Source organism: Micromonospora sp. NPDC050686 (assembly GCF_040654475.1).
In the GTDB taxonomy this organism is placed as follows: domain Bacteria; phylum Actinomycetota; class Actinomycetes; order Mycobacteriales; family Micromonosporaceae; genus Micromonospora.
Genome location: NZ_JBFAID010000056.1, coordinates 17,502 through 43,808 on the forward strand (window position 1 = coordinate 17,502; position 26,307 = coordinate 43,808).

The 26,307-nt window shown below is 74.4% G+C and carries 24 protein-coding genes and 1 pseudogene; 11 read left to right on the forward strand and 14 right to left on the reverse strand.

Going from position 1 to position 26,307, the window contains the following annotated elements; translation table 11 throughout:
* Positions 1 to 23 precede the first annotated feature (23 nt).
* Positions 24 to 239, forward strand: coding sequence for a DUF3072 domain-containing protein (locus AB0H57_RS27125; protein ID WP_357511184.1), 216 nt, complete (start codon positions 24 to 26; stop codon positions 237 to 239).
* On the opposite strand, the pseudogene AB0H57_RS27130 reads toward AB0H57_RS27125, so the two are convergent.
* The 3 genes and pseudogenes from AB0H57_RS27130 to AB0H57_RS27140 form a co-directional block, all read right to left on the reverse strand.
* Positions 233 to 740, reverse strand: a pseudogene (locus AB0H57_RS27130) (metallophosphoesterase). The gene AB0H57_RS27125 and the pseudogene AB0H57_RS27130 overlap by 7 nt on opposite strands.
* A gap of 121 nt (positions 741 to 861) precedes the next feature.
* Positions 862 to 1,641, reverse strand: a complete 780-nt coding sequence (locus AB0H57_RS27135; RefSeq protein ID WP_357511186.1) for a glucose 1-dehydrogenase — start codon at positions 1,639 to 1,641, stop codon at positions 862 to 864.
* On the reverse strand, positions 1,638 to 3,479 hold the full coding sequence (locus AB0H57_RS27140; RefSeq protein ID WP_357511188.1) for a glycoside hydrolase family 15 protein: 1,842 nt from the start codon (positions 3,477 to 3,479) through the stop codon (positions 1,638 to 1,640). The genes AB0H57_RS27135 and AB0H57_RS27140 overlap by 4 nt, the downstream gene beginning before the upstream one ends.
* 121 nt (positions 3,480 to 3,600) lie before the next feature.
* On the opposite strand from AB0H57_RS27140, the gene AB0H57_RS27145 reads away from it, so the two are divergent.
* The gene (locus AB0H57_RS27145; protein ID WP_357511190.1) at positions 3,601 to 4,188 is read left to right on the forward strand and encodes a general stress protein; all 588 of its coding nucleotides are present in this window, start codon (positions 3,601 to 3,603) and stop codon (positions 4,186 to 4,188) included.
* Positions 4,189 to 4,254: 66 nt separating this feature from the next.
* Here the strand turns inward: AB0H57_RS27145 and AB0H57_RS27150 are convergent, their stop codons facing one another.
* Both AB0H57_RS27150 and AB0H57_RS27155 read right to left on the reverse strand, forming a co-directional pair.
* Complete coding sequence (locus AB0H57_RS27150) at positions 4,255 to 4,842, reverse strand: DUF1684 domain-containing protein (protein ID WP_357511192.1); 588 nt, start codon at positions 4,840 to 4,842, stop codon at positions 4,255 to 4,257.
* Between the two features lie 36 nt (positions 4,843 to 4,878).
* A complete protein-coding gene (locus tag AB0H57_RS27155) occupies positions 4,879 to 5,433 on the reverse strand; it encodes a GNAT family N-acetyltransferase (protein ID WP_357511194.1) in 555 nt (184 codons plus the stop codon).
* Between the two features lie 160 nt (positions 5,434 to 5,593).
* Here AB0H57_RS27155 and AB0H57_RS27160 point away from each other — a divergent pair, with 160 nt between their 5' ends.
* The gene (locus tag AB0H57_RS27160) at positions 5,594 to 6,076 is read left to right on the forward strand and encodes a MarR family transcriptional regulator (RefSeq protein ID WP_357511196.1); all 483 of its coding nucleotides are present in this window, start codon (positions 5,594 to 5,596) and stop codon (positions 6,074 to 6,076) included.
* 12 nt (positions 6,077 to 6,088) lie between these two features.
* Positions 6,089 to 7,069: a pirin family protein gene (locus AB0H57_RS27165; protein ID WP_357511198.1), complete on the forward strand. Its 981-nt coding sequence runs from the start codon at positions 6,089 to 6,091 to the stop codon at positions 7,067 to 7,069.
* 59 nt (positions 7,070 to 7,128) lie between these two features.
* Here the strand turns inward: AB0H57_RS27165 and AB0H57_RS27170 are convergent, their stop codons facing one another.
* Positions 7,129 to 7,257 carry a hypothetical protein gene (locus AB0H57_RS27170; protein WP_255610116.1) on the reverse strand — a complete coding sequence of 43 codons (129 nt, stop codon included), beginning with the start codon at positions 7,255 to 7,257 and terminating at the stop codon, positions 7,129 to 7,131.
* A 126-nt stretch (positions 7,258 to 7,383) separates the two neighbouring features.
* Here AB0H57_RS27170 and AB0H57_RS27175 point away from each other — a divergent pair, with 126 nt between their 5' ends.
* Entirely contained in the window at positions 7,384 to 8,973 is a 1,590-nt protein-coding gene (locus AB0H57_RS27175) for a phospholipase D-like domain-containing protein (RefSeq protein ID WP_357511200.1), read from the forward strand.
* Here the strand turns inward: AB0H57_RS27175 and AB0H57_RS27180 are convergent.
* Entirely contained in the window at positions 8,902 to 9,864 is a 963-nt protein-coding gene (locus AB0H57_RS27180) for a hypothetical protein (protein WP_357511202.1), read from the reverse strand. The two genes, AB0H57_RS27175 and AB0H57_RS27180, sit on opposite strands and share 72 nt — an antisense overlap.
* 376 nt (positions 9,865 to 10,240) lie before the next feature.
* On the opposite strand from AB0H57_RS27180, the gene AB0H57_RS27185 reads away from it, so the two are divergent.
* On the forward strand, positions 10,241 to 11,068 hold the full coding sequence (locus tag AB0H57_RS27185) for a SigB/SigF/SigG family RNA polymerase sigma factor (protein WP_357511204.1): 828 nt from the start codon (positions 10,241 to 10,243) through the stop codon (positions 11,066 to 11,068).
* 77 nt (positions 11,069 to 11,145) lie between these two features.
* Here the strand turns inward: AB0H57_RS27185 and AB0H57_RS27190 are convergent, their stop codons facing one another.
* Positions 11,146 to 11,874, reverse strand: a complete 729-nt coding sequence (locus AB0H57_RS27190) for a methyltransferase domain-containing protein (RefSeq protein WP_357511206.1) — start codon at positions 11,872 to 11,874, stop codon at positions 11,146 to 11,148.
* A gap of 91 nt (positions 11,875 to 11,965) precedes the next feature.
* On the opposite strand from AB0H57_RS27190, the gene hrpB reads away from it, so the two are divergent.
* Positions 11,966 to 14,539, forward strand: coding sequence for an ATP-dependent helicase HrpB (gene hrpB / locus AB0H57_RS27195; protein WP_357511208.1), 2,574 nt, complete (start codon positions 11,966 to 11,968; stop codon positions 14,537 to 14,539).
* Between the two features lie 65 nt (positions 14,540 to 14,604).
* On the opposite strand, the gene AB0H57_RS27200 is transcribed toward hrpB, so the two are convergent.
* On the reverse strand, positions 14,605 to 15,333 hold the full coding sequence (locus AB0H57_RS27200; protein WP_357511210.1) for a protein phosphatase 2C domain-containing protein: 729 nt from the start codon (positions 15,331 to 15,333) through the stop codon (positions 14,605 to 14,607).
* A 228-nt stretch (positions 15,334 to 15,561) separates the two neighbouring features.
* On the opposite strand from AB0H57_RS27200, the gene AB0H57_RS27205 reads away from it, so the two are divergent.
* The 3 genes from AB0H57_RS27205 to AB0H57_RS27215 all read left to right on the forward strand — a co-directional run bounded on the left by AB0H57_RS27205 (position 15,562) and on the right by AB0H57_RS27215 (position 20,559).
* Positions 15,562 to 18,180 carry a glycoside hydrolase family 9 protein gene (locus AB0H57_RS27205; RefSeq protein ID WP_357511212.1) on the forward strand — a complete coding sequence of 873 codons (2,619 nt, stop codon included), beginning with the start codon at positions 15,562 to 15,564 and terminating at the stop codon, positions 18,178 to 18,180.
* Positions 18,181 to 18,294: 114 nt separating this feature from the next.
* On the forward strand, positions 18,295 to 18,897 hold the full coding sequence (locus AB0H57_RS27210; RefSeq protein ID WP_357511214.1) for an HAD family phosphatase: 603 nt from the start codon (positions 18,295 to 18,297) through the stop codon (positions 18,895 to 18,897).
* Between the two features lie 90 nt (positions 18,898 to 18,987).
* A complete protein-coding gene (locus tag AB0H57_RS27215) occupies positions 18,988 to 20,559 on the forward strand; it encodes a GNAT family N-acetyltransferase (RefSeq protein ID WP_357511216.1) in 1,572 nt (523 codons plus the stop codon).
* 1 nt (position 20,560) lies between these two features.
* On the opposite strand, the gene AB0H57_RS27220 is transcribed toward AB0H57_RS27215, so the two are convergent.
* From AB0H57_RS27220 to AB0H57_RS27240, 5 genes are all read right to left on the reverse strand, one after another.
* Entirely contained in the window at positions 20,561 to 20,818 is a 258-nt protein-coding gene (locus tag AB0H57_RS27220) for a UBP-type zinc finger domain-containing protein (RefSeq protein ID WP_357511218.1), read from the reverse strand.
* Complete coding sequence (locus AB0H57_RS27225; RefSeq protein WP_357511220.1) at positions 20,815 to 22,395, reverse strand: Na+/H+ antiporter; 1,581 nt, start codon at positions 22,393 to 22,395, stop codon at positions 20,815 to 20,817. Before AB0H57_RS27225 ends, AB0H57_RS27220 begins: the two co-directional genes overlap by 4 nt.
* Before the next feature lie 35 nt (positions 22,396 to 22,430).
* A complete protein-coding gene (locus AB0H57_RS27230; RefSeq protein ID WP_357511222.1) occupies positions 22,431 to 23,396 on the reverse strand; it encodes a TIGR03885 family FMN-dependent LLM class oxidoreductase in 966 nt (321 codons plus the stop codon).
* A gap of 89 nt (positions 23,397 to 23,485) precedes the next feature.
* Positions 23,486 to 24,898: an NADP-dependent succinic semialdehyde dehydrogenase gene (locus AB0H57_RS27235; RefSeq protein WP_357511224.1), complete on the reverse strand. Its 1,413-nt coding sequence runs from the start codon at positions 24,896 to 24,898 to the stop codon at positions 23,486 to 23,488.
* 12 nt (positions 24,899 to 24,910) lie between these two features.
* Positions 24,911 to 25,174, reverse strand: a complete 264-nt coding sequence (locus tag AB0H57_RS27240; RefSeq protein WP_357511226.1) for a DUF6343 family protein — start codon at positions 25,172 to 25,174, stop codon at positions 24,911 to 24,913.
* 197 nt (positions 25,175 to 25,371) lie between these two features.
* Here AB0H57_RS27240 and AB0H57_RS27245 point away from each other — a divergent pair, with 197 nt between their 5' ends.
* Positions 25,372 to 26,220 carry a GDSL-type esterase/lipase family protein gene (locus AB0H57_RS27245; protein WP_357511228.1) on the forward strand — a complete coding sequence of 283 codons (849 nt, stop codon included), beginning with the start codon at positions 25,372 to 25,374 and terminating at the stop codon, positions 26,218 to 26,220.
* Positions 26,221 to 26,307 lie beyond the last annotated feature (87 nt).

The following is a 26,307-nucleotide window of genomic DNA, read 5'->3' on the forward strand; positions in this document are numbered from 1 at the left end:
CCTGTTCGAAGAGAGGATCGATCATGACCGACCGCAACCAGCGCAACGCCAGCCCGCAGGGCGCCATCAAGGACCCGGACGAGTGGGTGACCGGCGAGGAGCCGCCGACCGCGGCCCAGGAGTCGTACCTGCACACCCTGTCCCGGGAGGCCGGCGAGGAGGTGCCGGACGGGCTGACCAAGGCCGAGGCCGCCAAGCGGATCGAGGAGCTCCAGGCGGAGACCGGCCGGGGTCAGTGAGCACGGCGCGGGGGCAGGCGGTGCAGTTCGACCTCGTCGAGCCGCCCCGCCGCCACCCGCGCGGTCAGGTACGTGGCGTACGGCTGGGCCCGCCGGTCCGTGGGCGAGCCAGGGTTGACGAGCCGCAGCCCGCCAGGGGCGACGCTGTCCCACGGGATGTGCGAGTGGCCGAAGACCAGCAGGTCGCAGTCCGGGAACCGGGCGGCGCACCGCTGCTCGCGGCGCTGCTTCGGCCCGGTCTCGTGCACCACCGCGACGCGCACCCCGCCCAACTCGACCCGGGCCACCTCGGGCAGCCGCGCGCGCAGCGGCGGACCGTCGTTGTTGCCGTACACCCCGACCAGCCGGCGCGCCCGGGCCTGCACCGCGTCCAGCAGCGCGACGTCCACCCAGTCACCGGCGTGCAGCACCACGTCCGCCGCGTCGATCGCCGCCCAGAAGCTCGGGCAGGTCCCGGGCGCGAAGCGGGACGTGCGTGTCGGCGGTGACCACCAGGCGCATGCCCCTATCCTTCCCGCCCGGACGCGACATGCGGCACCTGGCGCTTTCCCCGCCTCGGAAGGCACCGGCTTGCCGCATCCCGCCCGATCGGCGCGAGCCCGCATCGGCGCGGAGCGGCGCGTCAGGCGCCCTGGCCCTGGTTCTGCATCAGCCCGCCGTCCATGAAGTACGTCGACCCGGTCACGTAGTCCGCGTCGTCGCTGGCCAGGAAGACGGCCAGCTTGGCGATCTCCGCCGGCTCCGCGGCCCGCTTCCAGGGGATGCTCTGCACCTGCTCCTCCAGGTACTTCGGGTCGTCGATCGCGCGCTGGTTGAACGGGGTGAGCACCATGCCGGGGCCGATGTTGTTGACGTTCATCCGCATCGGCGCGACCTCCAGCGCCAGGCTCTTGGCGAACTCGAGCATGGCGCCCTTGCTGGTGTCGTAGTCCGCGCCGCCGGACCGGGCCACCTCCTGGTGGATGGAGGTGATGTTGATGAGCCGCCCGCCGCCACCCTGCTCCCTGCGGTGCCGGACGAAGCGGCGCGAGCAGAAGAACGTGCCGTAGACGTTGGTCCGGATGCACCGGTCCCAGGTCTCGGTGTCCAGGTCGGCCACGGGAATGCCGGAGGCGTCCACCCCGGCGTCGTTCATCAGGATGTCCAGCCGGTCGAACTCGGCGAGCGCCTCGTCGAACATCGCCTCGACCTGGTGCTCCACGCTGATGTCCCCCTGCACCACCATCGCGCGCCGGCCGGCCTTCTCGATCTCCGCCCTGGTGTGGTTCGCGCCCGCGTGGTCGTGCAGGTAGTGCACCACCACGTCGGCGCCCTCCCTGCCGAACTCGATCGCGGTGGCCTGCCCGATCCCCGAGTCCGATCCGGTGATCAGTGCGGTCTTCCCACTGAGTCGTCCCGTCATCGACGTGCTCCCTCCGTCGCCGCCGCGCCCCTCGGCACGGCGGGTGCCGCGGTCATCCGTCCCGCCCGCTCCGCGGCCTCGGTGAGCCGGCCCGCGGCGTTGATCAGCCCGATGTGCGAGAACGCCTGGGGGAAGTTGCCCAGCTGCTCGCCGGTGGCCTGGTCGATCTGCTCGGCGTAGAGCCCCAGGTCGTTGACCCGGCCGGCGAGTTGGCCGAAGAGCCGTTCGGCCCGGTCCAGTTCGCCGGCCAGCGCCAGGCAGCTGACCAGCCAGAACGAGCAGATGACGAAGCCGGCGGGGTCGCCGCCCCAGCGCCGCAGCAGGCCGTCGTGGCCCAGCCGGCCCTCGATCAGGTCCATGGTCGCGCGCATCCGCGGGTCGTCGGCGGGCAGGAACCCCACCAGCGGCATGAGCAGCACCGAAGCGTCCAGCCGGTCGGAGTCGAACGCCCCGGTGTACGCCCCGACCCGCTCGTTCCAGCCCCGGTCGAGCACCGCCGCGCGCACCTCGTCGCGGGCGGCCGCCCAGCGCTGCACGTCGGGCGGGTCACCGAGCCGTGGGCCGAAGCGGACCGCCCGGTCCAGCGCGGTCCAGCACTGCACCTTCGACGACAGGTAGTGCCGCTCGGCGTCCCGCGCCTCCCACATGCCGGCGTCCGGGCGGCGCCAGTCGACGGCGGCCCGGTCGGCCATCCCGCGCAGCAGCTCGCGCACCTCCGGCGCCATCGGGTCCAGGTAGTGCCGCATCAGCCAGGCGGCGTCGAGGATCTCGCCCAGCACGTCGTTCTGCCGCTGGGTCCACGCGTCGTTGCCGATCAGCACCGGCCGGCTGCCCTCGTACCCGGGCAGGTGGCGCAGGGCGTGTTCGGTGAGGTCCCGCTCGCCCTGCACGCCGTACATGATGGGCACCGCCTCGTCGCCGATCAGGCCCATCGCCCGGGACACCCAGGAGAACTGCCGATTCGCCTCGTCCGGGCAGGCCGCCCGCCAGAGCGCCTGGAGGGTAAGGCTGAAGTCGCGTACCCAGACGAAGCGGTAGTCGTAGTTGCGGTCCCCGCCCGGTTGCTCGGGCAGCGAGGTGGTGGCGGCCGCGACGACCGCGCCGCTCGGCCCGTAGGTCATCCCCTGCACCACCATGGCGCTGCGCCGCACCTGTTCGCGGTGCCGGCCACGGTAGCCGTGCAGCGCGGCCCACGACCGCCAGCCGGCCACCGTCTCGGCCACCGCCCGGCAGGCGTCGGGCAGGTCGGGTGGCCCGCCGCCGTAGGTGGGCGCGAAGCCGAGGGTGAAGCCGTACGTCTCGCCCGCGCGGACCGTGAACCGGGCGCTCGCCTCGCCACCGACGCAGTCCAGAGGCGCGTCGCCGCGCAGCGCCAGCCGGTCCGCCCCGGCGGTGGCCCGGACCACTCCCCCGTCGTCGGTCAGCAGCGCGGTGACCCGCCCGTACTCGAAGCGCGGCCGGTACTCCAGCCGCACCGGCACCGCGCCGGAGAGCCCCGCCACCACCCGGGCCAGCACCCCGGGCGACCGGACTCCGATGTCGTGGCCCCGCGCCCCGGGCTCCAGCGCCAGGGCGTCGGTCACCGCGACCGATCCGCGGGCAGTGTGGAAGACGGTACGCAGCACAAGCGTGTCGTCCAGGTAGGAGCGTTCGGTGCGGAAGTCGCCCGCCGGCCGGATCGACCAGTGCCCGGCGTCGTCGCCGAGCAGCCGGCCGAAGACCGAGGCCGCGTCGAACCGGCCCGGACACCACCAGTTCACCGACCCGGCCCGGTCGACCAGCGCCGCGCTGCGGCCGTCGGCCAGGAAGCCGTGCTCGCTGATCCGTCCGCTCTGCACAGCAGGGGTTACCCGCGGCCGGGCGGGAGCATTCGCGGTGGGGCCGGCGGATCCGTCGCCGCGCCGCGGGTTACCCCCCGGCGCCGCCGGGAACCCGGGCGGCTGACGAAGGAGGATGCTCATGACCAGACCCTCGACCCCGACCGCCGCCTGGCGTCGCGGGATGCCGGGCGGCGACAACCTCCCGTCCGGCCCGGCGGGACGGCCGGCCGCGCCCAGCGGTGACGGCCACGGCCCACAGGCCGGCCCGCCGACCGTGACCATCGGCTCGTACCCGGACTACCCGTCCGCGCAGCGGGTGGTGGACTATCTGGCCGACAACCGGTTCCCGGTGGAACGGACGTCGATCGTCGGCACCAACCTCACGTTGGTGGAGACGGTGCTGGGCCGGATGACCACCGGCCGGGCGGCGGCCGTCGGCGCCGGTACCGGCGCCTGGTTCGGGCTCTTCATCGGCCTGCTGTTCGGCATCTTCACGGCCGGCAACTGGATCGCGGTGATCCTGGTCGGGCTGGTGATCGGCGCCATCTGGGGCGCCGTGTTCGGAGCGGTCGCACACGCCATGACCGGCGGCCGGCGTGACTTCACCTCGGCCAGCTCGCTGCGCGCCGGCCAGTACGCGGTGACCGTCGAGGCGGACCTGGCCGACCAGGCCCGGCAGCTGCTGGGCCGGATGCACCTGACGCCCACCGGCGCGGCGGCCCGCTGAGGCCCCTGCGCGGCGACGCCCCCGGCGCGGTTCGCGCCGGGGGCGTCGGCGTCGTCACCGGTGCCGTCAGCGGTGCCAGCTCAGCTCGCCGGCCCGGATCGGCACGTCGACCCGGTTCTCGGGTGGCGCGAGGGGGCAGGCCCACCGGTCCTCGTAGGCGCAGGACGGGTTGTAGAGGTAGTTGCCGTCCAACCGCACCCGGCCGCCGGGCAGCACGGTCAGGCCCCGGCCGAAGGTGCCCTTGACGGTGTCGGTGAGGTAACGGCCGCCGCCGTACGTCTCCCGCCCGCTGGTGGCGTCGCGCACCGGCACGAACAGCCCGCCCCCGTACGCCTCGATCCACCACAGGGTGAGCTCGCCCCACGGGGTCTCCGCCACCGCGACCCGGCGGTAGCGCACCGTCCCGTCGGGCCCGCCGGTGTCGATGCTCAGCTCGCCGGAGGCCGGACGCAGCGGCGCCTCCACCACGGCGTCCGGGTTCGGCGGAAACCACGGCAGGCCGGTGAAGCCGGCCCGCTGCGGCGGCGGCAGCGGACTGCACGGGTGGCTGGCGAACAGCTCGTCGCGGGCCGCGCGGAAGCCGGCCAGGTCCCGGTCGGAGAGGTAGAGCCGGGCCACCCGCTCCCGCCAGTCGAGCAGGTCGAGATGATCCACCCGTCGACCCTAGGCCATGTCCTGCCCCTCGCACCCTCAACCGGACGTGGCCTGGCCGGGCGGTGGCGGGTCGGTGGCGAGCCGGGCGTGCAGGTGTTCGTCGTAGCGTCGGCCGTCGCCGAACCGGTAGGACTCGCGCAGCAGGCCCTCGGCGGCGTACCCGGCCCGCTCGGCGACCCGGCAGGACGCGACATTGGGTACGGCGTGCAACAGCTCGACGCGGTGCAGGCCGAGCCGGGTGAAGCCCCACCCGGTGAGCGCGGTGACCGCCCGGGCGGCGACGTTGCGACCGCGGGCCGGGGCGGCGGTCCAGTAGCCGATCTCGGCGTCCTCGCCGCGGATGCGGTGCAGCGCAATCCCGCCGAGCAGGGCACCGTCGGCGGCGTCGGTGACCGCGAGGGAGATCGCGGTGCCGGCGCTCCAGTCCGTCCGGTGGCGGATCCACTCGACGGCGCCCGCCTCGTCGGTGACGTCCTGCGGGTTCCACTGGGCGATCGCCGGATCGGTGACGGCGGCCAGCACGGCCGGGGCGTCCGCGGGCCGCCAGGGGCGCAGGGCCAGGCCGGGGGCGGTGAGTTCGACGTGCTCCACGGCACCGGAGTCTGGCACGTCTGGGACCGCCGGCCTTCCCCCGTACCTCCGCCGATCTGATTTCAAATCCGAAGGAATGCATCGGCGGCCTTCCTGGTTGTGCAGCTCACCTACCGATCGCAGGAGTTGTTAAATTTTGAAGGAGTGCTACTGTGATGTCGTGACCGAGAGCCTGGACCGCGCGCGGATGACCTGCTGGCGGGCGTACATCGAGTCGAGCCAGCGGCTGTTCACCCAGCTGGAGGACGACCTGCGCGCCGACAGCGAGCTGAGCTTCGCCGACTATCACGTGCTGGTGCTCCTCTCCGAGGCGCCCGGCCAGCGGCTGCGGATGGGCGAGCTGGCCGGCCGGCTGGTCTTCTCGCCGAGCCGGCTGACGTACCAGATCACCTCGATGCAGAAGCGCGGCCTGGTGGCCAAGGAGAGCTGCCCGGGCGACCGCCGGGGCAGCGAGGCGGTGCTCACCGCCGCCGGCCTGCTGACGCTGCGCGAGGCCGCACCGCACCACCTGCGCTCCGTGCGCAGCCACCTGATGGACGACCTCGACGACGCCGAGGTCGCCTGCCTCACCCGGGTCTTCGAACGGCTCGGCCGGCGCCTGCGCGCCGACCGCGACGCGTCGTCCACCCCGGCCGACAACTAGAAGGAGCCCCCGATGCCCGCGATCACCGTCGACGACGTCCTCGTCCTGCCCCGCCTGCCCCGCCTCGGCGAGTCGACCAACTACCGGCCGGTCCGCCGGCTGACCACCGCCCCCAGCGGCTACGAGGGCGAGGGCTTCCCGGTGCGCCGGGCCTTCGCCGGGGTGCCGATGAGCGAGCTGGACCCGTTCATCCACCTCGACCAGATGGGCGAGGTCGACTACGCGCCGGGCGAGCCGAAGGGCACCCCGTGGCACCCGCACCGCGGCTTCGAGACGGTGACCTACATGATCGACGGGATCATGGACCACCAGGACTCGCAGGGCGGCGGCGGCACCATCACCGACGGCGACACCCAGTGGATGACCGCCGGCAGCGGCCTGCTGCACATCGAGGCGCCGCCGGAGCACCTGGTGGTCAGTGGCGGGCTGTTCCACGGCCTCCAGCTCTGGGTCAACCTGCCCCGGGTGGCCAAGCTGATCCCGCCGCGCTACCAGGACATCCGTGGCCGGGAGTCGGCGCTGCTCACCACGCCGGACGGCGGCGCGCTGATCCGGGTGATCGCCGGTGAGGTGGCCGGGCACCGGGGGCCGGGCTCGACCCACACCCCGATCACCATCGCGCACGTGACGGTGCAGCCCGGCGCCGAGCTGAGCCTGCCCTGGCGGGCCGACTTCAACGCCCTGGTCTACGTGCTGGCCGGGCGCGGCACGGTCGGCACCGACCGCCGCCCAATCCACACCGGTCAGCTCGCCGCGCACGGTCCGGGCGACGCGCTGCGGGTCGCCGCGGCCGACCGGCAGGACGCCAACACCCCCGCGTTGGAGCTCTACATCATGGGCGGGCAGCCCATCCGGGAGCCGGTGGCGCACTACGGGCCGTTCGTGATGAACACCCGGGCCGAGCTGATCCAGGCCGTGGAGGACTTCCAGGCCGGCCGGCTCGGGGTGGTCCCGACGGAGCGGATGCCGCACACCGACGGCGGCACCGCCTGACACCAGCCGCACGGTTCGGGCGTCCCGAGGGCTCACCCCCGGGGCGCCCGTCCGGCGCGTCAGGAGACGGCGAAGATGCCGGCGATCCCCAGGAGCACCATCACCAACACCGCCACCAGCGCACCCCGTTCACCCTCCACCGCCTGCGGGCGGTGCTCGGTCACGGTGTTCGTCGTCTCGGCGGGCATGGGGTGGCCTCCTCGGTTGTCGTCGTATTCGGTTCCCCCGCGCGGTCACGTCGGCGTCGCCGGAGGTGCGGGACCGTCGCGGTGGTCATACCGTGAGGACGTCTTCGACCTCGGGAGGGCTGGAACGTGGCGCTGCGGGACTGGTTCCTCACCGCGCGGGAACGCGCCAACCCGGTCTCGGAGTTACCCGTCTGGGCGACCGGAAACCTTGCCGAGCCGTTAATTCACGGCGCCGCGTATTTCGACCGCCTGGTCAGTGAGGTATCCGCGCTCGGCCCCGGCGACCACCTCTTCTTCACCGACTGGCGCGGCGACCCGGACGAGCGGCTGCGCCCCGACGGCCCGACCGTGGCGCAGCTGTTCGCCCAGGCGGCCCAGCGCGGTGTGGTGGTCAAGGGGCTGGTCTGGCGCTCCCACCTCGACGCGCTCTCGTACAGCGAGGCGGAGAACCGCGGCCTCAGCGAGACGCTCCGCGCCGCCGGCGGGGAGGTGCTGCTCGACCAGCGGGTCCGCCGCGGCGGCTCGCACCACCAGAAGCTGGTCGTGCTGCGTCACCCCGGCGCCCCGGAGCGGGACATCGCCTTCGCCGGCGGGATCGACCTGTGCCACAGCCGCCGGGACGACGCCGGCCACGCCGGTGACCCGCAACCGGTCCTGATGTCGCCCCGGTACGGGCCGCGCCCGCCCTGGCACGACGTGCAGCTGGCGGTGCGTGGGCCGGTGGTCGGGGCGCTGGACACCACGTTCCGGGAGCGCTGGACCGACCCGATGCCGCTGGACTCGGAGAATCCGATGGCGTATCTGCGGGACCGGCTGCGCCGCGCCGACCTCAGTCCCGACCCGCTGCCCGCGCAGCCGGCCGACCCGCCGCCGTGCGGCCCGCACGCCGTCCAGGTGCTGCGCACCTACCCGGCGGTGCGCCCGCGGTACTCCTTCGCCCCGGACGGCGAGCGCACGGTGGCCCGCGGCTACACCAAGGCGGTACGCCGGGCCCGGCGGTTGATCTACCTGGAAGACCAGTACCTCTGGTCGACCGAGGTGGCGGAGCTGTTCGCCGAGGCGCTGCGGGCCAATCCGGAGCTGCACCTGGTGGCGGTCGTCCCCCGACACCCGGACGTGGACGGCCGGCTGGCGCTGCCGCCCAACATGGTCGGCCGGGAGCAGGCCCTGTCGCTCTGCCACCGGGCCGCGCCGGACCGGGTGCACGTCTTCGACGTCGAGAACCACGACGGCGAGCCGGTCTACGTGCACGCCAAGGTGTGCGTGGTGGACGACGTCTGGGTCAGCGTGGGCAGCGACAACTTCAACCGGCGCTCGTGGACCCACGACAGCGAACTGTCCTGCGCGGTGCTCGACGAGACCCGCGACGAGCGCCCGCCCACCGACCCGGGCGGGCGGGGCGACGGGGCCCGGGTCTTCGCCCGCGAGCTGCGCCTGCGGCTGTGGCGCGAGCACCTGGACCGGGACCCGGACGGTGGCGAGGACCACGACCTGCTCGACCCGGCCGAGGGGGTCGCGGCGATCACCTCGGCGGCGAAGGCGTTGCAGCGGTGGCACGACGGCGGACGGGTTGGCCGCCGCCCGCCGGGCCGGCTGCGCCCGCACCGACCGGAGCGGCTGCCCTGGTACACCCGCGCCTGGGCGCTACCGGTCTACCGGCTGGTCTACGACCCGGACGGACGGCCACTGCGGGCCCGGCGCGCCGGCACGTTCTGAGCCCGCGCCGTCCAGCGCCGGCGACGCGTCGTACGGCCAGTGCGGTCCCGGCCCGTTCCAGAACCGCCCGGGACCGGGGCCGACCGGCACCTCCGACCGGCGCCCGACTGCCGGCACGTCCGGCCCGGAGGGCTCGGCGCGTGGCCGCCCCGTGCCGGGCACGTCCCCCTCGGCGACGGTGCGCCGGGGCCGGGGCGGGTCGGCGACGACCGGCTCGCCCGCCAGCGGCCACGAGGTGAGCCCGCCCGGGTGGGCGAAGGAGGAGCGCGGGGCGTAGAACCCCCAGGTGATGGTCAGCGGGTTGGCCGGGCGCAGCGCGTACGCCGGGTGCCCGGGGTCGAGGAACTCCACCGACTCGATCTCGAACGGGGTCACCGGCTCCGCGATGAACGGGTAGACGGCGCTGACCACCTCGCCGTCGCCGCGGCTGAGGAAGCGGTGATGGCCGCTGTGGATCTGGTGACCGGTGTCTCCCACCCGGCACCGGGCGCGGATCAGCGGCTCGCCGTCGGCCTCGGTGACCGCCGTCAACTCCTCGCCCCGCACCTCGATGGTGGTCCGGCCGGCTGCCGCCGGCGCGCCCCGGGCCGCGGCGTAGTCGCGGATCAGCGGGCTGGAGGCCAGGTAGTGGGTCCACCAGCCGCCCGGGTGCCCGCCGGGGGCGTCCACTCCGGTGAGGGTGACGCCCAGGTAGGTCAGCGAGTAGGGCCCGAGCCCCGAGGACTGGGTCTCGTCGTCCACCACGTACTGGTTCATGAAGACCTGGCGGTCCGGTCGGGGGTGCAGCCCGGCCGGCACGAGGGCGGCCACCGCGTCGGGGTCCGCCGGCAGCCAACTGAAGTAGAGCGTGCGGCACTGCACCACGAGCTGGGGTGCGGCGGGGTCGAGCACAGGACCTCCAACCAGGGAATACCCCACGGACGCTACGGCGGGTCCCACCGGCGGGACAACGACGGATAGGCGACAGTCGTCGCCGGTTGTCGGGTTTTCTCTTGCCCGATCGGTCGGCCTGCGCCTCCGCCCGGCTCCGGGAGTCGGCGATCGGGGGGCGGGCGGGTGGCCCGCAGGTACCGGTAATCGTGATCACACGCCCCGGGACGCTCGCCCGATTCATGGCTTATCGCGAGGAAAATTCCTTAAGTACATCGTACTTTCGGCTAGATTTCTGCGAGACGATCGGGCTAAGGTGAGTCCCGAACGGATCAACTCAAGCTAAACCGAAGCGTCACGTCTTTTATCCGCGGACGAGGTGCAGGGAGGACCACCCATGACCGCGCCGACGACCACTGAGCAGACGGCGACCGCCGTACCGACGACCGACGAGAAGCTGGACCCGCGCGCGCTCACCGACAGCGCCGCGGACCTGCTGAACGCGATGGCCGCGCTGCCGGCGAACCACCCGTCCCGCGCCGCCATGCGGGACCGGGCCATCGAGGCGTGGCTGCCGCTCGCCAACCACCTGGCCCACCGCTACAGCGGCCGGGGCGAGCCGACCGACGACCTGGCGCAGACCGCCGCCGTCGGCCTGATCAAGGCGGTCGACAAGTTCGACCCGTCGCGCGGCGTCGACTTCGCCGGGTACGCCATCCCGACCATCATCGGCGAGCTCAAGCGGCACTTCCGCGACCGCACCTGGGACATCCGGGTGCCGCGTCGCCTGCAGGAGCTGCGACTGGCCATCTCTGATGCCAACAGCTCGCTGCTGCAGACCCTGGGCCGGTCCCCGACGGTCGCCGACATCGCCGCCCACCTCAAGCTCACCGAGGAAGAGGTCCTGGAGGGCCTGGAGGGCGCCCGCGCCTACAACGCGGTGTCGCTGTCCACCCCGACCGGTGACGGCGACCGGGCCACCGAGCTGGGCGACATGCTCGGCACCGAGGACAGCGAGTTCGAGCTGGCCGAGCTGCGGGTCGCCCTCGGCCCGGCGCTGGCCACGCTCGACGAGCGCGAGCAGAAGATCCTCACGCTGCGCTTCTACGGCAACCTGACCCAGTCGCAGATCGCCGAGCAGATCGGCGTCTCGCAGATGCACGTGTCGCGGCTGCTCGCCCGGGCGCTGACGAAGCTCCGGGGGCAGCTCGACGGCACGTACTGAGCCTTGTCAGGGGGTGGTGCGATGGCCGGGTCGGCGGGCCCGGCCATCGCCGTGTCCGCACCCGGCCCGCACCCGGCTCAGCGCAACACCAGCAGGTCCAGCGAGTCCACCACCGGCGCCCGGGGCGTCCGGGCCGCCGCCGCCCGCAGCCGGGCCAGGCCGCGCTCGTAGTCGGCGTCGTCGAGCAGCAGCAACGGGGTGTGCGCCGCCCGGCGCAGGCCGGCCGCCGCGGCTCGCAGCGACGGCGCGGTCACCTGCGGCACCGGCACCAGGGCGACCGGGGCGAACCCGACCGCGCCGAACGCCGCGCAGACGTCCGCCACCGCCGGGTAGCTCTCCACCACTCGCAGCGCCTCCGGGAACCACCGGAACAGGCTGATCCCGCCGCCCCGGCCGGCGAAGACCGATCTGATCAGCACGGGCGCCCCGGAGCGCAACGCGCGACGCAGCTCGGCGGCGGCCGTGGGCAGATCCGGCAGGTGGTGGATCACCGTCGAGATCCACGCGCCGTCCAGGCTGGCCGCCGTGACCGGCAAGGCCTCCGCGCGCCCGGCCACCATCGGGTACGCCGCCCGCCGGCGCATCGCCGCCGCGGGCTCCACCGCCAGCACGTCGGCGGCGTACCACTGCTGGAAGGCGGCGGCCCAGCAGCCCGTCCCGGCCCCGAGGTCGAGCAGGCGCAGTCCGGGCCGGGCCGGCAGGTGCCGGGCGACGGCGGCCCGCCAGGCGGTCAGCCCGGGCGAGCCCAGCTGCCGGGTGGCCGCGAAGGCCGCCGCGGCCGCCTCGTCGTACGCGATCCGTGCCATATCGATCACTCAACGCCAGCTCGTGACAGCGGTCAATATGAGATGGCGGACACCGGCCGGCAGGTGCCGCCGGTGGTGCGAGAGTGGGACCGTGCTCTCCGACGTACCGCTGGACCTGCCGGTCCGGCCGGCGCTGCCGCCGCTGCTCGACGCCCTGCGCGCGACGGGCACCGCGGTGCTGGTCGCCCCGCCCGGCACCGGCAAGACCACCCTCGCGCCGCTGGCCGTGGCCGACGAGGTGCCCGGCCGGGTGCTTGTCGCCCAGCCCCGGCGGGTGGCGGCCCGGGCCGCGGCGCGCCGGATGGCCGCGCTGCTCGGCGAGCGGGTCGGCGGCCGGATCGGGTACGCGGTTCGCGGCGAGCGGCGCACCGGGCCGGACACCCGGATCGAGGTGGTCACCACCGGCCTGCTGCTGCGCCGCCTGCAACACGACCCCGAGCTGGCCGGCGTGGCCGCGGTGCTGCTCGACGAGGTGCACGAGCGGCAGCTCGACGCCGACCTGACGCTAGCCTTCGCGGTGGAGGCGCGGGCCGCGCTGCGCCCCGACCTGTGGCTGCTGGCGATGTCCGCCACCCCGGAGGCGGACCGCTTCGCCGCGCTGCTCACCGGCGGCTCCGCCGCGGCGCCCGTGGTGCGCGCGCCGGCCGCGCTGCACTCGGTGACCCGGATCTGGGCGCCGCCGCCCCGGCCGGTGGTCGCCCCGGACCGGGCCCGGGTGGCACCCGCCCTGCTCGACCACGTGGCCGACACCGTCCGGCGGGCGCTGCGCGAACGCGACGGTGACCTGCTGGTCTTCCTCCCCGGCGCCGGGGAGATCGCCGGCGTCGCGGGTCGCCTGGCCGGGCTGCGCGACGAGGTGGCGCTGCTGCCGCTGCACGGGCGGATGTCCGGCGCCGACCAGGACGCGGCGCTGCGTCCCGGGCCCCGGCGGCGGGTGGTGCTGGCGACCGCCGTCGCGGAGAGCAGCCTCACCGTCCCCGGCGTCCGGGTGGTGGTGGACGCCGGGCTGAGCCGGGTGGCCCGGATGGACCTGGCCCGGGGCCTGGGCGGCCTGGTCACCGTCCCCGTCTCCCGGGCCGGCGCCACCCAGCGCGCCGGGCGGGCCGGGCGGGAGGCCCCCGGGTACGTCTACCGGTGCTGGTCCGAGGCCACGCACCAGCGGCTCGCGCCGCACCCCGAGCCGGAGATCGCCACCGCCGACCTGACCGGCTTCGCACTGGAGCTGGCGGCGTGGGGACGCCCCGACGGGACCGGGCTGGCCCTGCCCGACCCGCCGCCCGCGGCGGCCATGGCGGTCGCCCGGGAGACCCTGGCCACCCTCGGCGCGGTGGACCCGGCCGGCCGGATCACCCCCCGGGGCCGGTCGATCGCGGCAGCCGGCGCGCATCCCCGGCTGGCCCGGGCGCTGCTGGACGGCGCGGCCCGGGTGGGCGCGGACCGGGCCGCCGAGGTGGTCGCCGTGCTCGCCGAGGAGAGCCTGGCCGGGCCGGGCGACGACCTGCCCGCGCGCTGGCGGCGGCTGCGCGCCGGCACCGACCCCGGCGCCACCGCACGCTGGCGGGCCGAGGTACGCCGGTTGCGCGCCGCCCTGCCCGCGCCGGCCCCGGCCACCCCGCCCCGCGACGCGCCGCCGGCCCGGCCCACCCCGTCCGGCGGGCCGCCGCCGGAGACCCGTTCCGCGCCGCCCGGCGGCGGCCCGCTCCCCGACGACCTCGCGGCCGGGTTGCTGGTCGGGCTGGCGTACCCGGAGCGGCTGGCCCGGGCCCGCCGGCCCGGCGGCACGTCGTACCTGATGGCCGGGGGGACCGCCGCGGAGCTGGCGCCGGGGTCCGGGCTGGCCGGGGCCGGCTGGCTGGCCGTCGCGGTCGCGGACCGCTCCCCCGGCGCGCCCACCGCCCGGGTCCGGCTGGCCGCGCCGGTGGACGAGGCGACCGCCCGGGAGGCCGCCGCCGCGCTGCTCGCCGAGGACCGGGAGATCGGCTGGGTGGACGGCGACGTGGTGGCCCGCGAGGTGGTCCGGCTCGGCGCGGTCGAGCTGGTCGAACGCCCGCTACGCCGGCCTGACCCGCACCGGCTGGCCGCAGCGCTGCTGGCCGGGCTACGGCAGGAGGGGCTGGGGCTGCTCGGCTGGACCCCGGCGGCGCACGCGCTGCGCGCCCGGCTGGCCTTCTGCCGGCAGGCGCTGGACGGCGACTGGCCGGACGTCGGCGACGAGGCGCTGCTCGCCACGGCGCCGGACTGGCTGGGGCCGGAGCTGGCCGGGGCGCGGCGCCGGGCCGACCTGAGCCGGATCGACGTGGCCGGGGCGTTGCGCCGGCTGCTGCCCTGGCGCATCGCCGGCCGGCTGGACGAGGTGGCCCCGGAGCGGCTGACCGTGCCGAGCGGCTCCCGGATCCGGGTGGACTACGCCAACCCCGCCGCCCCGGTGCTCGCGGTCAAGCTCCAGGAGACCTTCGGCTGGCCGGCCGCGCCGCGGATCGCCGACGGCCGGGTGCCGGTGCTGCTGCACCTGCTCTCCCCCGCCGGCCGGCCGGTGGCCGTGACCGCCGACCTGGCGTCGTTCTGGCGTACCGGCTATCCGCAGGTCCGGGCCGAGCTGCGCGGCCGCTACCCGCGCCACTCCTGGCCCGCCGACCCCACCGCCGCCACCCCCACCCGGAGGTAAGGAGGGGGGCCCGCTTAACGCTTTCCGCATAGCAGGGGTCCCCGCTTAACACCTGCCGGGAGCGCTCAGTCCTCGTCGGTGACGTCGCCGACCAGCACCGTCACGTTGTCCGGGCCACCGGCGCGCAGCGCCAGCTCGATCAACTGACGGGCGCACTCGCTCCGGTCGGCCGCACCGCCCAGCACCTCGCTCAGCGTGTCCGGCCGGACCACGTTGGAGAGGCCGTCGCTGCACAGCAGCCAGCGGTCGCCCACCCGGGGGACCATCGTCGCGTACGCCGGGGAGACCTCGTCGCCCTGCAACGCCTGGGTGACCACGGCCCGGCGGGGGTGGCTACCGGCCTCCTCGGGGCTGATCACGCCCTGGTCGACCAGCATCTGCACGAAGGTGTCGTCCCGGGTGACCTGCTTGAGCACGCCCTCGCGGAACAGGTAGGCCCGGGAGTCGCCGACGTGCGCCAGGGCCAGGCAGGTGCCGGTGCGGGCGAACAGCAGCGCGGTCAGGGTGGTGCCCATGCCCTGCCGTTCCGGGTCCTCGGCCACCGCCTGGCGGATCCGGGTGGTGGCCAACTGGATGCCGCCCTGCAGCGCCTCCACCAGGGCATGCTCGGGTGTCTCGACGTCCAGTGGCCCGACCGAATCGATGGCGATCTGGCTGGCGAGGTCACCGGCGGCCATGCCGCCCATGCCGTCGGCGACGGCGACGAGCCAGGCGCCGGCGTGGAAGGCGTCCTGGTTTCCGCTGCGGATCAGCCCACGGTCGCTCGCCCCCACGGAACGAAGCTTCAGGGTCATGGGACGCAGCCTGCCAGGCCGAGGGCCGGATTGTCTCTAGGAGATCGGGACCACGGCGCGTCGCGCGGTGAATCTCACGTCGGCCGGCCCGGCAGCTCATCAAGGCAGATCAATTGACAGGAGGGTTACCCGCTGGCAGCATCGGGCTGGAAAGTGGGAGCGCTCCCAAGATTCGCGGGAGTTTCCCCTGGTCAACCGCACCGGAACCTCACCACCGGAGGAACCCCCGTGACGCCATCCACCCGTCGCCGACGCCGCCGCGCGGCGCTCGCCGCGGCGACCGTCCTGGCCCTCACCGGCGCGGGCGCCGCCCCGGCGTACGCCGCGGTGCCGCCGGACGCCCCCGAACAGATCAGCAACGGCGACTTCAGCGCCGGCGTCAGCCCGTGGTTCTCCTACGGCACCGGCCAGCTCGCCGTGACCGACGGCTGGCTGTGCACCACCGTCGCCGCCGGCACCGCCAACCCCTGGGACGCCGGCATCGGCCAGGACGCCGTCCGGCTGCTCGCCGGCGCCGAATACACCCTCGCCTTCGACGTACGAGCCACCCCCGGCGCCGGGGTCAAGGCGGTGCTCCAGCAGGGTAGCGCCCCGTACACCGGCTACTTCACCGCCGACGTGGCGGCCGGCACCACCGTGCAGCACGTCGAGCGGACCTTCACCGCGCCCACCGAGAACCCGTCCGCGCAGCTGATCTTCCAGATCGGTGGGAGCGCCGCCGAGCAGACCTTCTGCCTGGACAACGTCTCGCTGCGCGGTGGCGAGGCCGCCCCGCCGTACGAGCCGGACACCGGGCCGCCGGTACGGGTCAACCAGGTCGGCTACCTGCCCGGCGGCCCGAAGCACGCCACCGTGGTGACCGAGGCGACCGAGCCGCTGACCTGGCAGCTGCGGTCGGCCGCCGGCGCGGTGGTGGCCTCCGGGCGCAGCACCCCGCGCGGCGTGGACGCCGCCTCTGGGGAAAACGTGCAGACCGTCGACTTCTCCGCCTTCCGTACCCCGGGCGCCGGTTACGCGCTGGTGGTCGACGGCGCGGCCAGCCACCCGTTCGACATCTCCGGCACGGTCTACGACGGGCTGCGCGCCGACGCGCTCCAGTTCTTCTACGCCCAGCGCAGCGGCACCCCGATCGACGGCGACCTGATCGGCGCCGAGTACGCCCGCCCGGGCGGGCACCTCGGCGTGGCGCCCAACCAGGGCGACACCGACGTGCCCTGCCAGCCCGGGGTGTGCGACTACCGGCTGGACGTGCGCGGCGGCTGGTACGACGCCGGCGACCACGGCAAGTACGTGGTCAACGGCGGCATCGCCACCTACCAGCTGCTCAACGCGTTCGAGCGGACCAAGACCGCGGAGACCGCCGACGGCGGCGCGGGGCTCGGTGACTCGACGCTGCGGGTGCCCGAGCGCGGCAACCAGGTGCCGGACATCCTCGACGAGGCGCGCTGGGAGCTGGAGTTCCTGCTGCGCATGCAGGTGCCGGCCGGTAAGCCGCTCGCCGGGATGGTCCACCACAAGATCCACGACCGGAACTGGACCGGCCTGCCGCTCGCCCCGCAGGACGACCCGCAGCCGCGCGAGCTGCACCCGCCGTCCACCGCGGCCACCCTCAACCTGGCCGCCGTCGCCGCCCAGTGCGGCCGGCTCTACGCCCCGTACGACGCGGCGTTCGCCAAGCGCTGCCGGGACGCGGCGCGCACCGCGTACGCGGCCGCGAAGGCCCATCCCGCCGTCTACGCCAGCCCGACGGACGGCACCGGCGGCGGCGCGTACGACGACGGCGACGTCACCGACGAGTTCTACTGGGCCGCCGTCGAGCTGTACCTGACCACCGGGGAGAAGGCGTACCTGGCGGACCTGACCGCCTCGCCCCGGCACACCGCCGACGTCTTCGAGGCCGGCGGCGCGTTCGGCTGGCAGAGCGTGGCCGCGGTGGGCCGGCTCGACCTGGCCACCGTGCCGAGCAACCTGCCGGCCGCCGAGCGGGCCCGGGTCCGCGCGTCGGTCACCGCCGCCGCCGACCGCTACCTGGCCGCGCTCACCGCCCAGGCGTACGGGCTGCCACTGCCCGGCACCCCCGAGGCGTACGTGTGGGGCAGCAACAGCAACGTGATCAACAACGCGATCGTGCTGGCCACCGCCTTCGACCTGACCCGGGACGCGAAGTACCGGGACGGGGCCGTGCAGGGGGCGGACTACCTGTTCGGCCGCAACGCGCTGAACATGTCGTACGTGACCGGCTGGGGTGAGCGGCACGCCCGCAACCAGCACAGCCGAATCTTCGCCCACCAGCTCGACCCGGCGTCGCCGAACCCGCCCGCCGGTTCGATCGCCGGTGGCCCGAACGCCGCCCTCCAGGACCCGTACGCCGCGCAGCTGCTGGCCGGCTGCGCGCCGATGTTCTGCTACGTCGACGACATCAACTCGTACGCGACCAACGAGGTGGCGATCAACTGGAACTCGGCGCTGGCCTGGCTGGCGTCCTTCCTCGCCGACCAGGGCGACGCGGGCGCGGTCCCCGCCCCGAGCTGCGCGGTCGGCTACACCACCCACGGCAGCTGGCCGGCCGGCTTCACCACTCAGGTCACCCTGCGCAACACCGGCGCTTCCGCGGTGGACGGGTGGGCCGTGCGGTGGGCGTTCCTCGGCGACCAGCGGGTCACCCACTCCTGGTCGGCGCGGGTCAGCCAGTCCGGCGCGACGGTGACCGCCCGCAACGAGGAGTGGAACGCCCGGATCGCCCCCGGCGCCACCATCACCTTCGGTCTCAACGGCGCCACCGAAGCCGGCCCCAACCCCAACCCCGCCCTGCTCACCCTCAACGGAAGGGCCTGCACCCTGTCCTGACCCCCGCCCCACGCCCACCTTCACCGAAGGAGTGGCCGCCCCACCCCGGGAGGCCACTCCTTCGGTGAAGCAGGGCACTTCGACCCGCGGGTGCCGGTGCCATAGCCTGCTCCCATGGCCCTTCCGCTGCCCACGGGCGACTTCCGCGCGTACCTGTTCGACTGCGACGGCACCATCGCCGACTCGATGCCGCTGCACTACACCGCGTGGTGCGCCGCCCTGGACGAGTGGGGCTGCGAGTTCCCCGAGGAGCTGTTCTACGCCTGGGGCGGGCGGCCGATCGCCGACATCGTCGCCACGCTCAACGAGCGGGCCGGGCTGGCCATGCCGGTCGACGCGGTCGTCCGGCGCCAGGAGGAGCTGTACGCGGGCGCCCTGCCGGGGCTGACCGCCGTGCCCGAGGTGCTCGCGCACATCGAGGCCGACCACGGCCGGGTTCCGTTCGCGGTGGTCTCCGGCAGCACCCGGGCCGGCGTCACCGCCTCGCTCTCCACGCTGGGCCTGCTCGACCGGTTCGACGTGCTGGTCTGCGCCGGGGACTATCTCCGGCCCAAGCCCGACCCGGAGGCGTTCCTGCTGGCCGCCCGGCAGCTCGGGGTGGCCCCGGCGGACTGTCTGGTGTTCGAGGACACCGAGCTGGGCATCCGGGCCGCCACGGCGGCTGGGATGGCGTCGGTGCGCGTACCGGCGCCGTGGGAGCGGGCGACCGTCGGCTGACACCGCCGGCCGGCTTCGACGCCTCCGGTGTGAGCGGCGTCGCAGCCGGCGGGGCGACGGCCGAGGACCGGACCGTCCTACGGTCGGGACATGACGATCGATCTTGGCGCCGTCCGGGCCGCCGTGGTGCGGCAGGCCGAGCGGCCGACCGAGGGCATCGGGGACATGGCGCGCTACCTCGCCGCCCAGGTGGCCGACGGGTCGCACCGGGAGGTGACCGGTCCGCTGCTGCCCGGCTCCGGAGCGAGCGGTGTGGCCCGCCACCGGGGCGAGGTGGTCGCCACCTGGGGCGACCCGAACGTCCCGGAGATGCTGTTCAGCGGCACGAAGGCGGTCGTCGCCACCCTCGCCGGGGTGGCCTTCGACCGAGGGCTGCTGCACCCGGCCGCACCGGTGACGGCCACGGTCGACCACCCGTTCCTGGCCGGCCTGGGCGTCGAGGGGATCACCTGGGCGCACCTGCTCCAGCAGACCAGCGGTTGGACCGGCGAGCTGTGGGGCAAGCCGACCGAGGTGGACGCGCAGAGCCGCCGGGAGGGTTTCGAGCGGGAGGGCGCGCCGGGCACCGGCTGGGCCTACAACGACGTACGGGTGAATCTGCTCTGCCTGGCGCTGACCCTGCTGTTCCGCCGGCCGCTGCCCGACGTGCTGCGCGAGACGGTGCTCGACCCGCTCGGCGCGTCGGACACCTGGTCCTGGCACGGGTACGCCGACTCGGTCGTCGACCTGGACGGGCGCGCGGTGCCGGTGGTCAGCGGCGGCGCGCACTGGGGCGGCGGCCTGTGGATCTCCGCCGCCGACCTGGCCCTGCTCGGCGAGTTGTATGCCGGACGCGGCGCGTGGCGCGGCCAACGGCTGCTCAGCGCCGAATGGATCGACCGGGCCTGGGCGCCGTGCGAGCTGAACCCCGACTACGGCTACCTGTGGTGGCGCAACGACGCCGGCCGGGTGCAGCCGGGGGCGCCGACCGGCGGACGCTGCGCCCGCGGCAACGGCGGCCGGCACCTGCTCTGGGTCGACCCGGACCGGCACCTGGTCATCGCCTCGCACTGGGGTGAGGAGGTGGCCGAGCTGATCCGCGAGGTCTCCGCCGCCGTGCCGGCTGCCCGGGGTGGCAGCATGTCGACCGTGACCGACAAACGGACCATCACCCTGCGGCCCGGCGTACCGGCCGACGGCCCCGCCGTGGTGCGCCTGCTCGACGTCGCGACCGCCTGGCTGGTGGCGCGCGGCCGCACCCGCCAGTGGGGCACCGAACTCGCGTCGACCAACCCGCGCCGGATCGCCCAGGCAGACGAGTGGGCCGGCGGCGACGGGCTGTGGTTGGCGGAACTCGACGGCCGGCCGGTCGGCGCGCTGGTGGTCGGCGCAGCCACCGATTATGTGCCGCCGGCCACCGAGCCGGAGCTGTACGTGAACCTGCTGGTCACCGACCGGGCGCACGCCGGCCTGGGGATCGGGGCGCGGCTGCTGGCGCACGCCGGCGAGCTGGCCCGGGAGCGGGGCGTCGGGCTGCTGCGGGTGGACTGCTACGGCGGCGACGACCGGGCGCTGGTGCGGTTCTACGAGAGCTGCGGCTTCACCGCCACCGACCCGTTCATCGTCGAGCGGCCGGGCCGCGAGCCCTGGCCGGGCCAGGTGCTGGAGCGCCGGCTGGACTGAGTCAACCGATCTCCTCGTCCACGAAGCACCACCGCCACGACTCCCCCGGCTGGATCGAGCGCATCACCGGGTGCCCGCCGGCGGCGAAGTGCTTCGTCGCGTGCTGCTGTGGCGACGAATCGCAGCAGCCGACGTGCCCGCAGGTCAGGCAGGCGCGCAGGTGCACCCAGTCGGTGTTGCCGACCGCCACGCAGTCCGGGCACTCGGTGGTGGTCTCCGGCTCGGTGGTGCCCGCCTCGGCCAGGTGCTGGCAGCTCATTCCTCGTCCTCCCGGCGCAGCATCGACTCCTCCAGGTCCAGATCACGATAGGCGCGGACCAGCGCCTCCTCGGGAAGCTTTCCCGAGTCGCGGGCGGCCCGGAACACCTCCCGCTCCGCGTCGATCATCTCCTGCCGCAGCCGACCGTACGCCGCGGAGGGGGTCTCCCGCTCGGCGCCGCCGAGCCGTTCCCAGGCCGTGTTGGTGCGGTTCTCCAGCACCCGGCGGGCACGGTCGGCGACGGCGGCGGGCACCGTGTCGGCCAGTTCCTCCAGCCGGTCCCGGGCCGCCCGGCTCGCCTGCTGCTGCACCGCGGCCGCCGACAGCGCGTCCTGCACCGCGTCGTCGGGCGGCAGCCGCAGCCGGCGGGCCACCGCGGGCAGCGTCGTGCCCTGCCCCACCAGGGACGCCACGATCACCGCGAAGGCCAGCCAGATGAACAGTTCCCGGTGGTAGGGCCGATCCTCGGCGAGGGTGAGCGGCAGCGCCAGCGCGGCGGCCAGGGTCACCACGCCCCGCATGCCGGCCCAGCCGATGACGATCGGCGCCTGCACCGGCGGGGCCTCCTCGCGGCGCCGGATCCGGGGCACCAGCCGGGCCAGGTAGGTGGCCGGGAAGACCCAGACGAACCGGGACAGGAACACGGCGGCCAGCACCGCCACGGTGATCCCGACCAGGAAGCCGAACGGCTCGGCCAGGCCGGTCAGCACGTCCCGCAGTTGCAGGCCGACCAGCAGGAAGACCACGCCCTCCAGCAGGAACCGGGCGAGTCGCCAGAAGGCGCTGATCTGCAACCGGGAGGCGGCCGAGAGCAGCAGCGGCATCCTGTGCCCGATGCCCAGCCCGGTCACCACCACGGCGACCACCCCGGAGGCGTGGATCGCCTCGGCGGTGAAGACCACGGTGAACGGCACGATCAGCGACAGTGCGTTGTCCAGCAGCGGGTCGGTGATCCGCTTATGCAGCCAGGAGAAGACGACCACCCCGAGGACGCCGACCAGGATGCCCCCGCCCGTGGCGACCACCACCTCGCGGGCCACGTAGCCCACCCCGACGCCGCCGGCGGTCGCGGTGGCCGCCGCGATGGCCACCCGCAGCAGCACCAGCGCGGTGGCGTCGTTGACCAGGCTCTCCCCCTCCAGGATGGTCACGATCCGCCGGGGCAGGCCGATCTTGCGCGCCACCGCGGTGGCGGCGATCGCGTCGGGCGGCGCCACCACCGCGCCCAACGCCAGGCAGATCGCGTACGGCAGTTCGGGCAGGAACAGGTGCACCACCGTGCCCACCACGAACGCGGTGAAGATGACCAGCCCCACGGCGAGCAGCAGGATCGGGCGCAGGTTGAGGCGGAATGCCGGCACCGACGTCTCCAGCGCGGCCACCCAGAGCAGCGGCGGCAGGATGCCGACCAGCACCAGTTCCGGCTCGAGCCGCACGTGCGGCAGACCCGGCACGAAGGAGAGGGCGAGGCCCGCCACCACCAGGAGGATCGGCGCGAGCAGGCCCAGCCGCCGGGCCAGCGCCGCGCCGAAGGTCGCGATCGCGAGGAAGACCACGACCTCGAAGAGAGGCTCCATGGATCACGAGCCTAGGCCGCGCCGGTCACCCGCGGTCACCCCGCCGGTCGTAGTTTCGGCAGCACCTCGGCGCCGAAGGCGTCGATGAACGCCCGCTGCTCCTGCCCGACGTGGTGCAGGGCGATCTGGTCGAAGCCCAGCGCCACGTACTCCTCCAGCCAGCCCACGTGCCGGCCCAGGTCGGCGGAGACGTTGACGGTGGAGGTGACCTGCTCCATCGGCACCTGTTCGCTGACCACGTCGAAGTGCTCGGCGGTGTCGAGGTCCCAGCAGATCGGCGGCGGGAAGACGTTGCTGCGCCACTGCTCGTACGCGATGGCCTCGGCCTCGGCCTGGTCGGGCGCCCAACTGACGTGCACCTGCAGGTGCAGCGGTCCCCGCCCACCGGCCTCCCGGTACGCCTCGATCATCCGCTTCAGGTGGGCGGTCGGCGCGTTGACCGTGATCAGCCCGTCCGCCCACTCGGCGCACCAGCGGGCGGTCTGCACGCTGACCGCGGCGCCGATCAGCGCGGGTGACTCCTCGGGCCGGGTCCACAGCTTCGCCCGGTCCACCCGGACCAGCCCGTCGTGGCTGACCTCCTCGCCGGCCAGCAGCGCCCGGATCACGTCGACGCACTCGCGCAGCCGGGCGTTGCGCAGCTCCTTGCGCGGCCAGGCGTCGCCGGTGATGTGCTCGTTGCTGGCCTCGCCGGAGCCCAGCGCGGCCCAGAACCGGCCCGGGTACATCGCGCCGAGGGTGCCGATGGCCTGGGCGATGATCGCCGGGTGGTACCGCTGCCCGGGGGCGTTGACCACGCCGAAGGAGAGGTTGGTGGCCTGGAGGGCGGCGCCGAGCCAGGACCAGGCGAAGCCGGACTGGCCCTGCCGGGTGCTCCACGGGGAGAAGTGGTCCGACGACATGGCGGCGCCGAAGCCGGCCCGCTCGGCGTGGATCACCGCCGCCAGCAGCCGGGCGGGGTGGATCTGCTCGTGGGACGCGTGAAACCCGAACACCGTCATGGGCGGATCTCCTACCCACACCGGTCCAGATGTAAGCAGGGCCCCCGCTTAACGCATTCTGCATAGGAGGGGGCCCCGCTTGACAGTTGCTACTCGGCGTGCGCGCCGGCGCCCGCGCCGGCCTCGCCCGCGCCGATCCACACCGTCTTGGTGTTGCAGAACTCGCGCATGCCCAGCGCGGACAGCTCGCGGCCGTACCCGGAGTTCTTCACCCCGCCGAAAGGTAGTTCGGGATAGGACGTGGTCATGCCGTTGATGAAGACGTTGCCGGCGTCCAGGTCGGTGGCGAAGCGCTCCTGCTCGGCCGGGTCCTCCGTCCAGGCGTTGGAGCCCAGGCCGAAGTTGGTGCCGTTGGCGATCTCGATCGCCTCGTCGTACGAGGCCACCCGGTAAAGGCCGGCCACCGGGCCGAACACCTCCTCGGACCACATCCGCATCTCGGGCTTCAGGTCGGTGACCACGGTCGGCGGGTAGAACCAGCCGTCGCCGGTGGGCCGCTCGCCGCCGCAGAGCACGGTGGCGCCGTTGTCGACGGCGTCCTGCACCTGGGCGTGGACAGCGTCCCGGCCGCTCTCGCTGGCCAGCGGGCCGACGTCGGTGTCGGAGTCCATCGGGTCGCCGACGCGCAGCGCGGCCATCCGGGCGGCGAACTTCTCGGCGAAGGCGTCGAAGACGTCGGTGTGCACGATGAACCGCTTCGCCGCGATGCAGGACTGGCCGTTGTTCTGGCAGCGGGCGGTGGTGGCCACCTCGGCGGCCTTGTCGAGGTCGGCCGAGGGCATGACCACGAACGGGTCGCTGCCCCCCAGTTCCAGCACGGTCTTCTTCAACTCCCGGCCCGCGCTCTGGGCGATGGAACGCCCGGCGGCCTCGCTGCCGGTCAGGGTGGCGGCCCGCACCCGCGGGTCGGCGAGGATCCGGTCCACCGCGTCGGAGCCCACCAGCAGGGTGCTGAAGGCGCCCTCCGGGAAGCCGGCCCGGCGGAACAGGTCCTCCAGGTACAGGGCGGTCTGCGGCACGTTGGAGGCGTGCTTGAGCAGGCCGGTGTTGCCGGCCATCAGCGCGGGCGCGGCGAACCGCATCACCTGCCACAGCGGGAAGTTCCACGGCATCACCGCGAGCACCGGACCGATCGGCTGGTAGCGGACGAAGGCCCGCGTCGCCTTCACCGCCGGCGCGTCGGCCGGCTCGTCGGCCAGCATCCGCTCGGCGTTGGCGGCGTAGAACCGGCAGGCGGTGGCGCACTTGGTGACCTCGGCCTGCGCGGCCGCGTACGTCTTGCCCATCTCGGTGGTCATCAGCCGCGCGGTGGCGTCGCGCTCGGCGTCGAGCAGGTCGGCGGCGGCGGTCAGCCACTGGGCGCGCTGGGCGAAGGTGGTGTCACCCAGCTGCCGGAACGCCAGATGTGCCCGCTCGATCGCGGCGTCGACCTGCTCGTCCGACATCGGGTCGTACGTCTTGAGCACCTGTCCGGTGGCGGGGTTGGTGGTGGCGATCGGCATGTCGTACTCCTGTCACTCGAAGAGTGAGTGCTTCGTGCCCGGCTCCTCCCGGCGCCGGGCCGCCCGGCGGCGCTGGATGACCACCAGGTCGACCGCCGCGACCACGGCGAACAGCGCGCAGACGACGCCCAGCCACACCACCTCGGCCCGGAACGCCAGCACGGCGAAGAGCGTCATGGTGACCAGACCGAACGCCGCCAGCACCAGGCGCAGGTTGAGCGCGCTGTACGCGTGGCCGACGGTGCCACGGGCACGCCGGGGTTGCGATCTCGTCATTCCTTCGGGCTACCCCGGCACGGACCGCCCTAACCGGGCACGGCCGACCATTCGCCGGACGTGCCGAACCCGCCGCTAGCACACTTCATCGATCCATTGGCATGACTGCCTGAAACCCGACAGCAGCGCCCCGGCGCCCCGCGTCGAGCACATAGAGTTACCGCGCTGTTGCGCTGCGCCGTGGAACTGGAGTGGTCATGCCTCGACGCTGGGTCGCCGCCGTCGCCTGCCTGGCCGCCCTGGTGGCACTGGCCTGCGAGGGCGGCCAGGCGGCTCCCCGACCCTCCCGGGACGCCCCGCGCCCGGGCCTGCCGGGCGCGATGGCCGCGCTCGGCGACTCGATCACCGCCGGCTTCGGGTCCTGCCTGGTGCTCACCGAGTGCCAGCGAAACTCCTGGTCCACCGGGGACGGCCTGCGGGTGGACAGCCACTACCAGCGGCTGCGGGAACTCGACCCGGCGCTGCGCGGCCGGGCCCGCAACCACGCCGCACCGGGCGCCCGGGCCGCGGCGCTCGCCGGCCAGGCCGAGGCGGCGGTACGCGACCGCGCCGACTACGTGACCGTGCTGATCGGCGCCAACGACGCCTGCCGGGGCGGGATCGACCAGATGACCCCGGTCGGCACGTTCCGCGACCAGGTGGACCGCGGCCTGCGGGTGCTGCGTAAGGGCCGGCCGAAGGCGCGGGTGCTGGTGGTCAGCATTCCGGACCTGAACCGGCTCTGGCAGATCGGGCACGCCGAGCCCCGGGCGGTCCGGGCCTGGCGGTACGGGGTCTGCCCCGCCCTGCTCGCCGACCCCACCTCGACCGCGCCCGCGGCGGCGGCCCGCCGGGCGGCCTTCCGCCAGCGGATCGACGCCTACAACGCCCAGCTGCGGGCGGCCTGCAAGGCGTACGGGTCACGCTGCCGGTACGACGGCGGCGCGGTGCACCGGGTGCGGTTCTCGCTGGACCTGGTCAACCGGCTGGACTGGTTCCACCCCAACGCCGCGGGCCAGCGCCGCCTCGCCGAGGTCACCTGGCCCACCGCCGGCTACGTCGACTGACTGTGAGGCTGGCTTGGTCGGTCCGCAAGTGATGGGCTGATGGTCGGCAGCAGTGGGCGTGACTCTTCGTCTGACTGGCTTCGTGCC